Genomic DNA, 9,678 nt, shown 5'->3' on the forward strand with positions numbered 1-9,678 from the left:
GATGGACCTCGCGCGCGCCGCCGAGCTGCAGGGCCGGATCATGACCACGCACGACCCCCGCGAAGCCGTGCGCGGGGCCGACTGCGTGATCACCGACACCTGGGTCTCCATGGGCGACACCGACCATGACGAGCGGATCGAAGCGCTGGAGCCCTACCAGGTGGACGGCAAGCTGATGGACGAGGCGGCCAAGGACGCCGTCTTCCTCCACTGCCTGCCGGCGCATCGCGGCGAAGAGGTGACCGACGAGGTCATCGACGGCCCGGCCAGCCTGGTCTGGGACGAAGCGGAAAACCGCATCCACGCCCAGAAGTCGATCCTGGCCTGGTGCTTCGGCGCGATCTGATCGCGTGACAGTGGGTCCCCGCGGCCACTAGCCTCCTCCGATCAGTCGGGGGAGAGCCAGCATGCGGTTCGTGGCGGTTCTGTTGGGCGCGGCGGCGCTGGCGTCGTCGGCGCAGGCGCAGCCGGCGGGGGTGGATGCGGTGTTCGCCGACTTCCAGCCGACCACGCCTGGCTGTGCGCTGGGCGTGAAGTCCAAGGACCAGGCGCCGGTCCTGCGCGGCTATGGCTCGGCCGACCTGGAGCACGCCGTCCCGATCACCCCGGACACCATTTTCGAGGCGGGCTCGGTCTCCAAGCAGTTCACCGCTGCGGCGATCCTGCTGCTGGTCGAGGACGGCCGGATCGCGCTCTCCGACGACATCCGGAAATACCTGCCCGAGGTGCCGGACTACGGCCGGCCGATCACCATCGACATGCTGCTCAGCCACACCAGCGGGCTTCGCGACTGGGGCTCGGTGATGGACATCGCCGGCTGGCCGCGGACCAGCCGCGTCTACACGCCCGTGGAGGTCCTGCAGATCGCCTCGCGGCAGAAGGCGCTGAACTACCCGCCAGGCGAGGCCTACTCGTACACGAACACCGGCTACAACCTCGCCGCCTGGATCGTGCTGCGTGTCAGCGGCCAGAGCCTGGCCGACTTCACCCGGGCCAGGATCTTCGAGCCGTTGGGCATGAGCCGGACATCGTGGCGCGACAACTATCGGCGCGTCGTCCCGGGCCGCGCCATCGCCTATGGGCCTGGGCCGGGCGGCCTGGGCCAGGACATGCCGTTCGAGAACACTTACGGCCACGGCGGCCTGCTGACGACGGTGGGCGACCTCCTGACCTGGAACGAGGCGCTGACCCAGGGCCGGCTGGGCAAGGCGGTGAGCGCCCGGCTGCAGGAACAGGCGGTACTGACCGGCGGCCGGAAGATCGCCTACGGCCGCGGCCTCGTCTCGCAGGCGTTCAAAGGGCAGGCCGAGATCGCCCACAGCGGGGCGACGGCCGGCTATCGCGCCTGGCTGGCGCGCTTCCCGGGCCAGGGGCTTTCGGTGGCGGTGCTGTGCAATACCGCTGGCGCCAATGCGGTGCGGCTGGGCCGGCGGGTCGCCGAGCTCCACCTGCCGCCCGGACCTGCGGCCCCGACCCCCATCGCTCAGCCGGCCGACGAACTGGAGCGTCTGCCCGGCGTGTATGTCGACGAGCGCACCGGATCGGTGCTGCGGGTGGTGGCCGAGAACGGCGGGCTCTCGGTGCGCGGTGCGGGCGCTTTCGCGCCCGCCGGCAAGGGGCGCTATCGCGGCGGCGACATGGACTGGGTGTTCGGCCCCGACGCGGTCGAACGGCGCGCGGCCGACGGCGAGACGGTCCGCTACCGCCGGGTCACGCCGGTCACGCCGACCGCCGCCGAGCTCGGCGAACTGGCGGGGGCCTACTCCAGCCTGGAGGCGAACGGCGTGCTGCTGGCCACGATCCGCGGCGGCGCTCTGGTGCTGGCGCCGGCCGACCGCCCGAGCGCGCCCGTCGTGGCGCGGCCGCTCTATAAGGACGCCTTCCAGGGCGACGACGGCCTGATCCGCGTGGTCCGCGGCCCGGACGGCAAGGTCACGGGCCTCCGGTTCACGGGCGCGCGGGTCTATTCCCTGGAGTTCCGGCGCATCGAAGCCTCTTGAGGCAATGCGCCTCGCTCGCAACCGGGCCGACGCAGCCTATATTGCGCCCCATGCCTGATACGACCATCCCCGACGACATCGTCGGCGCGTTCCAGATCGAGGGCGAGCCCGTCAGGGGCCGCATCGCCCGGCTCGGTCCTTCCATCGACGAGATCCTGCGGGGCCACGACTACCCCGAGCCCGTCGCCAACCTCCTGGGCGAAGCCTGTGCGCTGGCGGCCCTGGTGGGATCCAACCTGAAGTTCGACGGCCGCCTGATCGTCGAGGCCCGCGGGGCCGGGCCCGTGCGCTACGTGGTGGCCGACTACGACACCAGTGGCGGCCTGCGCGGCTACTGCCGGTTCGAGCCCGCCGACGTGGAGGCCGTGAGCCACGGCTTCCAGCTGCCGGGGGCCAGGACCCTGCTGGGCGAGGGCGTCTTCATGATGACCGTCGACCAGGGCGCGGAAATGGACCGCTACCAGGGCGTGACCGACATCCAGGGCGAGACCCTGGCGCTTTGCGCCGAGCAGTACTTCGCCCAGTCCGAGCAGACGCCCACCCGCGTGCGGCTTGCCGTCAGCCAGATCGACGGTGTCTCGCGCGCCGGCGGGTTCCTCATCCAGTACGTCGCCGCCGACGAGGCGCGTGGCGAGACGATCGAGGCGTGGAACCGCACTCAGGCGTTCTTCGAGACGATCGGCGAGGACGAGCTGGTCGATCCCGAGCTGTCCTCGAATGGCTTGCTGTTCCGGCTCTTCCACGAGGACGGGGTTCGGGTGTTCGGCCCCAAGTCGCTGCACGCCTTCTGCCGCTGCAGCCAGGAGCGGATCGAGACGGTGCTCAAGTCGTTCGACACGGCCGAGCGCGAGGGCATGGTCGAGGACGACGGCAAGATCCACGTGACCTGCGAGTACTGCAGCCGCGTCTACGCCGTGGAGCCCGAGCGGCTGAAGGCGGCGTAGCCGCGGCTAGCCGTCCCGCGCCGGCGCGATCGCCAGCAAGGCGCGCAGGCTCTCGGCGAAGCGCACCACCTCGGCCTCGCCGCCCAGCGCGGCGGTGATCTCGGCGTTCATGGCGTCGAGGTTCACGCGGAAGGTTTCCAGCGCCGCCTGCCCCGTCGCGGTCAGCGAGACGGTCCAGGCGCGGCCATCGGTGGCGCTGGGCGCGCGGTCGACGTAGCCCGCCTCCATCAGCCGGCCGACCATGGCGGTGACGGCGCTCTCGTTCAGCTTCAGTTGGCCGGCGACCTGCCGCTGCGTGGTCCCACCCTCGCGCTGGATCACGAACATCACCGCCGCCTGGGCCGCCGTCACGCCCGCCGCGCCCTGGGAGTCGCGGTCGGCGCGGGTCTTCAGCCGATGCGCGGCGGTTTGCAGCAGGTGGTAGAGCCGCTCGCGGCCGGCCGGATCCATGCGCAGAAGGCTAGCCTGCGTTGACAGCGCGGCTCAACGCGGATTTACTTCACATGTGAAGTTAATCAACGGAGCCGCGGCATGGGTGCGATCGACGTGTGGGCGCAGCAGCCCAACGACCACTTCCGCGCCCAGCCCTGGCTGGCCACGCTGAACCGCTGGACGGGCAAGAGCGACAAAGAGCCCGCCGTGACCACGGCCCAGACGCTGGCAGCCATGGACGCCGGCGGCGTCGACATCTCGATCCTCTCGGCCTGGTGCGGCCCCCACGGCTGGCTGATCACCAACGAGGAGGTCGCCTCCGCGATCGCCGAGGCGCCGGACCGCCTGCGCGGCCTGATTTCGGTGGACCTCAACGACCCGATGGGCGCGGTCCGCACCATCCGCGAGCAGTCGCAGAACCCGGCGTTCGTCGGCGTCCGCGTCGTGCCCTGGCTCTGGGACCTGCCGCCAAACGACCGGCGCTACTACCCGGTCTATGTCGCCTGCGTGGAGGCCGGCCTGCCGTTCTGCACGCAGATCGGCCACACCGGCCCGCTCTGCCGCTCCGAGCCTGGCCGCCCGATCCCCTACCTCGACGACGTGCTGCTCGACTTCCCCGAGCTCACGGTCGTCGGCGGCCACGTGGGCTTTCCCTGGATGGACGAGGTATTCTCGCTCGCCCGCAAGTACCCCAACTTCCACGTCGACACCTCGGCCTACACCGTGAAGCGCCTGCCGGCCTCGCTCGTGGAGTTCATGAAGGGGCAGGGCGCGGGCCGCGTCCTCTTCGGCACCAACTGGCCGATGATCTCGCCGAAGCACGCGCTCGCGTCCCTGGACGACCTGGGTCTCGACGAGCGGGCGCGAGGCCTCTTCCTGGAAGGCGCGGCGCGGAAGGTGTTCAGGCTGGCCGCTTAAGCCGCGTCCAGCGCCCGGCTGACGTCGCGGATCAGGTCGTTCGGGCCTTCCAGGCCGACGCTCATCCGCACCCACCCTTCGGTCAGGCCGATCTCGAGCCGCTCGGCTTCGGGCATGGACCGGTGCGTGGTGGTGCAGGGGTGGGTGGCCATCGACTTGGCGTCGCCGAGGTTGTTGGAGATGTCGACGATCTGCAGGGCGTCCAGGAACCGCCAGGCGGCCGCGCGGCTGCCCAGATCGAAAGCCACCACGTTGCCGCCGCCGGTCATCTGGTTGGCGATGATCGCCGCCTGCGGGTGGTCGGGCCGGCCGGGGTAGATGGTCTTGAGCACTTTCGAGTGCGCGGCGATGGCGTTCGACACCTTGCCGCAATTTTCGGTCTGGCGGCGCACCCGCAGCTCCAGCGTCTCCAGGCCCTTCAGCAGCACCCAGGAATTGAACGGCGAGAGCGCCGGGCCGGTATGCCGGTGCATGTCCTTGTAGGCCTCGGTGACGAGGTCGGCGGCGCCAAGGATCGCGCCGCCCAGGACGCGGCCCTGGCCGTCGATGTGCTTGGTGGCCGAGTAGACGACGATGTCGGCGCCCAGGACGAGCGGCTTCTGGAAGATCGGCGTGGCGAACACGTTGTCCACCACCAGCTTCGCGCCGGCGGCGTGGGCGATATCAGCCACCGCGCCGATGGCGGTCACCTCAAGCAGCGGGTTGGCCGGGCTCTCCACCAGGAAAGCCTTGGTGTTGGGCCGGACCGCATTCTTCCAGGCCTCGAGGTCGGTGGCGTCGACGTAGGTGGTCTCGACGCCAAACCGCGGCAGCAATTCCGACACGATCCAGCGGCACGAGCCGAACAGCGCCCGGCCCGCCACCAGGTGGTCGCCGGCCCGCAGCAGGCCCATCAGCGACAGCTGCACCGCCGCCATGCCGGACGCGGTGGCCTTGCAGGCCTCGGCGCCTTCCAGCAGCGCGAGGCGGTCCTCGAACATCTGCGTCGTGGGGTTGCCGAAGCGCTGGTAGATGAAGCCCGGCGCATTGCCGGCGAAGCGGGCGTCGGCGGCCGCGGCGCTCTCGTAGGCGAAGCTCTGGTTCAGGAAGAGGGCTTCCGAGATTTCGCCGTGCTCTGTGCGCATGAGGCCGCCGCGCACCGCCCGGGTCTCGATTTCCCAATCGTGCGGGTCTTCCGCCATCTCGGCCTCCATCACAAAGCAGGGCGCCTTGAACGCCGGGCGCCGCATGCCGTCAAGGTCCGCTTTCCGGCAAGCGGCCGTCCTTGCACGCGGCAAGCCTTGCCACGCCTGCGTTCTGCGGTAAGTGTTCGCCGCCCATGAGCGACTTCAACGTCCCGGGCATCCTGCCCTGCCAGTCCATCGAAGCCTTGATCGCGGGCGGCGCGATCACGTCGGCGACGCCGTTCGAAGCCGACCAGGTGCAGCCGGCCAGCCTGGACCTGCGCCTGGCCGGCCGCGCCTGGCGCGTGCGGGCCTCGTTCCTGCCCCGCCACGGCAAGGTCTGCGACCGCATCAAGGAGGTCGCCATGCACGAGCTCGACCTCACCGGCGGCGGCGCGGTGCTGGAGCGAGGTTGTGTCTACATCGCCGAGCTGCAGGAGGCGGTGAAGCTGCCGAAGGGCGTCTCGGCGCGCGCCAACCCGAAGAGCTCCACCGGCCGGGTCGACGTGTTCGTGCGGGTGATCACCGACTACGGCGACGCCTTCGACGACGTGGACGAGGGCTACGACGGGCCGCTCTACATGGAGATCGCGCCGCAGACCTTCTCGGTGCTGGTGCGCACCGGCACGCGGCTGAACCAGTTGCGCCTCAAGGCCGGCGTGCCCGAGCGGCTGCGCACCGAGAGCGTCGGCGTGGACCTCACCGGCGAGATCGCGGGCTTCCGCGGCCGCCGCCACGCCGGGGTCGTCGACCTGGACCACGTGGACGGCCACGACCCGACCGACTTCTGGGAGCCGCTCTATCCGAAGAACGGCAAGCTGCTGCTGGATCCCGGCGAGTTCTACATCCTGGCGTCCAAGCAGGCCGTCGAGATTCCGGTGCTGGAGGCGGCCGAGATGACGCCGATCGACCCGTCGGTCGGCGAGTTCCGGGTGCACTACGCCGGCTTCTTCGATCCCGGCTTCGGCACCGACGAGGCGCACGGCAAGGGCTCGAAGGGCGTGCTGGAGGTGCGCAGCCACGAGACGCCCTTCATTCTGGAGGACGGCCAGACGGTGGCCCGCCTGGTCTACGAGCCGCTGACAGAGAGGCCTACGCGGCTCTATGGTGACCTCGGGTCGCATTATCAGCGGCAAGGTCTCAAGCTATCCAAGCACTTCCGGATCTGGGGGGAGTAGCGGCGGCCCCCCTTTTGCTTCCGCCGCCAGAGTCGGGGGTCGACCCGTGGACTGCAGAAGGCGGTTTGCAGCGCTCTTGGGCGCCGTCCTCTTCGGATGGTGCGGCGCGGCCCAGGCAGCGCCGGCGCTGTGGCGGGTCTCTGACGCCGACGGCCAAGTCTATCTCTTCGGCACGATCCACGCCCTGAAGCCGGGGTTGGCCTGGCGCACGCCGCTGTACGACCGCGTGCTGGCTCAGGCCGGGACCGTCTGGTTCGAGGCCGACATGGAGTCGGGCGATCCCGACACCGTGCGCCTCTTGATCCAGCGCTACGGCTCCGATCCGGACCGGCCCCTCAGCCGCAAGCTCGCCCCCTCCGACCTCGAGGCGCTGTCGCGGCAGACCGACGTGGCGCGCGTCGACCACCTGCGGCCCTGGGCGGCGGCCCTGATGCTGTCCATGCGCCCGGCGCTGGCCCGCGGCGTCTCGGTGGAGAAGGGCGCCGACCTGACCATCACCCGGGTGGCGCGCGACGACCTGAAGCGCATCCGCACGTTCGAGACGCTGGAGGACCAGGCGCGCATGTTCGCGAGCCTCCCCGAGGGCTCGGAGGTCCGCTATCTGACCAAGGTGATCCGCGACAAGAAGGGCGGGCGGCGGCTGCGCCTGACGGGCAAGCCGCCGAGCCTGGAGGCCGCGTGGCTCGCGGGCGCGCTGGGACCCGCCGCCATCGCCGACATGAAGGCGGGCAACCCGGCGCTCTACGAGGCCTTCCTGAAGCGCCGTAACCGCGCCTGGGCCGACAAGCTGGCGGACGAGATGGCGGGGGCCGGCGGGGTGCAGCTGGTGAACGTGGGCGCCCTGCACATGATCGGCGACGACGGCCTCCCGGCCCTCATGGCGGCGCGCGGATACAGGGTGGAGCGGGTGCAGTAGCAGGAAAGCACGCCCGACGTTCTGTCCAGGACGCTTGACAGGCGCTTCAACCGCGCCTGGGCCGACCAGCTGATGGCGAAGCTGGCGGGATCGGGCGTCACCTTCGTCGCCGTCGGCGCCGGCCACCTCGTCGGCCCCGACAGCCTGCAGCCGAGCTGGCCAAGCTGGGCGTCACCGCCGAGCGGCAGTAGCGGCTCAGGGGCGCCCCGCACAGGCGCCCGGCATCGCCGGGTCGGCCCGCCACCGGACGATGGCGTAGTCGCGGCCGTTCCAGCGCTTCACCGGGAAGCAGAAGCCCGGGCCGCCGTTGACGATGTCGGGCCAGCCGCCGACGCCGCGAGTGGTCAGGAGCTCGGGGATGCCCTGGCTCTGGTAGAGCTGCCGCCAGGCGCCCGAGGCGTCCTTCGTCACGATGGTGAAGCCCTGGCCCGTGTTGCCGTAGCAATAGGTCCCGAAGTCGTTGATCACCGCGTCCGGCCGCCCGTCGCCGTTGAGGTCGCGGATCTCGATCTCCTGCTCCTGTCTGGTGTCGCAGGCGAGGTAGCGGCCGCGGGTGGGCGTGACGCCGGCGGCGCGGAAGGCGGCGGCCCGATCGGCCGGGGTTCCCGACGCGGCCTTCACCGGCGGCGCCGGCGGCAGGGGCCCCGGCGGCCGGTAGCCGCTCTCGCCCGGACAGGGTTGCAGCGACAGGTAGCCCTGACCAGGCTGGAACGTCCACGTGCGCTGACAGCCGGGGCCCTCCAGCGTGTAGTCGCGCCAGCCGTTGGTGCGGGTCTCAAGAAGCTTGATCCGGCCGCGGCCCGCGCCGACCACGGTCCAGCGCGGCCCCTGCTGCTGGATCACCGAGAACGCCAGGCCGGTCGGGCCGTAGCAGGTGGGGTGCGTGTCGGTGACGATCGCCTCGGGCCGCCCGTCGCCATTCATGTCCACGGCCGTCGGCCGCGGCTGCGCGGGCTGGCCGCAGGGGTTGAGAATCTGATTGCCGCGGACCTGGAAGCCGGCCGCCGTCAGCATCGCGGCCGCTTCCTGCGCACGGTTCAACGGCTGGGCATGCGCGGCGCTCGCCGCCGCCAGCCCAAGGGCCGCCGCGATGCCCGCCCCCCGCCGCATCGCGCGTTAAGCCGCGTCGGGCCTCCGGTAGATCGACCGCTTCGGCGTCTCCATCACCCGCCGCATCATCGGCACGAAGGCGTCGAGCGGCATGGAGTCGTAGGCCGGGTCGAACGAGTTCTGGTCGTAGAGGTGGCAGAACTGCGCCGTGTACTCGAAGTCCGGATGGCCGCGGAACGCCTCGCGCATGTCGCGATCGAGGCCCAGATAGTGGAAGAAATAGTAGCCCTGGAAGACGCCGTGGTGCTCCAGCATCCAGTGGTTCCGGTCCGAGATGTAGGGCTTCAGGATCGCCGCCCCCAACTCGGCGTGGCTGGCCGGCAGGAGGATGTCGCCGATATCGTGGAGCAGGGCGCAGACGACGTACTCCTCGTCCTGCCCGGCGCGGAACGCCCGCGTGGCGGTCTGCAGCGAGTGCTCCAGCCGGTCGACGGCGAAGCCGCCGTAGTCGTTGTCGAGCAGCTTCAGGTGGCTGACGATCCGGTCCACGTGCTCGCCGCGGTGGGCCATGCCGGCGCGGCTGATGGCGGCCCAGTCCTCGGCGGTTCCGTCGGCCATCGTGGTGAATTTCGCCCGATCCAGGGCTTCGCCGTCGGCCATCGGAGCTCTCCCTCGCTTATCGCTGTTCAGGAAGGATCGTGCGGCCGAGGGGCGCAGAGGTCAATGCAGCCCCTTGGCCGCCGCACCGCCCGCGGCTATGAAGGCCGCCTAGCGAGCGCGGGTGTAGTTCAGAGGTAGAACGTCAGCTTCCCAAGCTGAATGTCAGGGGTTCGATTCCCCTCACCCGCTCCATCTTTCCAATGACTTAGAGTCCACTTTCGGGACCATCGACGTCCATTTGGGAGTCGTTTGGGAATGCGGGTCATGGATTCGTTCCCCCGAGGAGGCCGTGAGGTGTGTTGCGGGGGGGCTCTCGCTCGTCTGTTCGTGACTCATCGGCGAAGTTCGGAGGGTCCGCTTACGAGCGGCAAGGCAACGTCATGGCCGGACAGATTTGATCCGGAAGACACGCGTTTC

Annotated in this window: 9 protein-coding genes, 1 tRNA gene and 2 pseudogenes; 8 read left to right on the plus strand and 4 right to left on the minus strand. The window is 70.4% G+C overall.

Annotation, left to right across the window (positions count from 1 at the left end; genetic code table 11):
• From VGD44_RS21780 to VGD44_RS21790, 3 genes and pseudogenes are all read left to right on the plus strand, one after another.
• Positions 1 to 346 (plus strand): annotated as a pseudogene (locus VGD44_RS21780) (ornithine carbamoyltransferase); the annotation flags it as partial.
• A 61-nt stretch (positions 347 to 407) separates the two neighbouring features.
• Entirely contained in the window at positions 408 to 2,000 is a 1,593-nt protein-coding gene (locus VGD44_RS21785; protein WP_331090482.1) for a serine hydrolase domain-containing protein, read from the plus strand.
• 50 nt (positions 2,001 to 2,050) lie between these two features.
• On the plus strand, positions 2,051 to 2,944 hold the full coding sequence (locus VGD44_RS21790) for an Hsp33 family molecular chaperone (RefSeq protein ID WP_331090483.1): 894 nt from the start codon (positions 2,051 to 2,053) through the stop codon (positions 2,942 to 2,944).
• A gap of 6 nt (positions 2,945 to 2,950) precedes the next feature.
• On the opposite strand, the gene VGD44_RS21795 is transcribed toward VGD44_RS21790, so the two are convergent.
• Positions 2,951 to 3,394 (minus strand): MarR family winged helix-turn-helix transcriptional regulator, encoded by a 444-nt coding sequence (locus VGD44_RS21795; protein WP_331090484.1) that lies wholly within the window; start codon positions 3,392 to 3,394, stop codon positions 2,951 to 2,953.
• Positions 3,395 to 3,475: 81 nt separating this feature from the next.
• Between VGD44_RS21795 and VGD44_RS21800 the strand changes: the two genes are divergently transcribed.
• A complete protein-coding gene (locus tag VGD44_RS21800) occupies positions 3,476 to 4,294 on the plus strand; it encodes an amidohydrolase family protein (protein WP_331090485.1) in 819 nt (272 codons plus the stop codon).
• Here VGD44_RS21800 and metZ read toward each other — a convergent pair.
• Positions 4,291 to 5,475 carry an O-succinylhomoserine sulfhydrylase gene (gene metZ, locus VGD44_RS21805; protein WP_331090486.1) on the minus strand — a complete coding sequence of 395 codons (1,185 nt, stop codon included), beginning with the start codon at positions 5,473 to 5,475 and terminating at the stop codon, positions 4,291 to 4,293. The genes VGD44_RS21800 and metZ overlap by 4 nt on opposite strands.
• 137 nt (positions 5,476 to 5,612) lie before the next feature.
• Between metZ and VGD44_RS21810 the strand changes: the two genes are divergently transcribed.
• The 3 genes and pseudogenes from VGD44_RS21810 to VGD44_RS21820 all read left to right on the plus strand — a co-directional run.
• Entirely contained in the window at positions 5,613 to 6,635 is a 1,023-nt protein-coding gene (locus VGD44_RS21810) for a 2'-deoxycytidine 5'-triphosphate deaminase (protein ID WP_331090487.1), read from the plus strand.
• Between the two features lie 76 nt (positions 6,636 to 6,711).
• Positions 6,712 to 7,551 (plus strand): TraB/GumN family protein, encoded by an 840-nt coding sequence (locus VGD44_RS21815; RefSeq protein ID WP_331090488.1) that lies wholly within the window; start codon positions 6,712 to 6,714, stop codon positions 7,549 to 7,551.
• A gap of 48 nt (positions 7,552 to 7,599) precedes the next feature.
• Positions 7,600 to 7,742 (plus strand): annotated as a pseudogene (locus tag VGD44_RS21820) (TraB/GumN family protein); the annotation flags it as partial.
• A 4-nt stretch (positions 7,743 to 7,746) separates the two neighbouring features.
• Here the strand turns inward: VGD44_RS21820 and VGD44_RS21825 are convergent.
• Positions 7,747 to 8,565, minus strand: coding sequence for a hypothetical protein (locus VGD44_RS21825; RefSeq protein WP_331090489.1), 819 nt, complete (start codon positions 8,563 to 8,565; stop codon positions 7,747 to 7,749).
• A gap of 102 nt (positions 8,566 to 8,667) precedes the next feature.
• Entirely contained in the window at positions 8,668 to 9,261 is a 594-nt protein-coding gene (locus tag VGD44_RS21830; protein WP_331090490.1) for an HD domain-containing protein, read from the minus strand.
• Between the two features lie 117 nt (positions 9,262 to 9,378).
• Between VGD44_RS21830 and VGD44_RS21835 the strand changes: the two genes are divergently transcribed.
• Positions 9,379 to 9,453, plus strand: a tRNA-Gly gene (locus tag VGD44_RS21835).
• The last annotated feature ends 225 nt before the right edge of the window (positions 9,454 to 9,678 follow it).

This window comes from Phenylobacterium sp. (assembly GCF_036402295.1).
GTDB lineage: Bacteria > Pseudomonadota > Alphaproteobacteria > Caulobacterales > Caulobacteraceae > Phenylobacterium.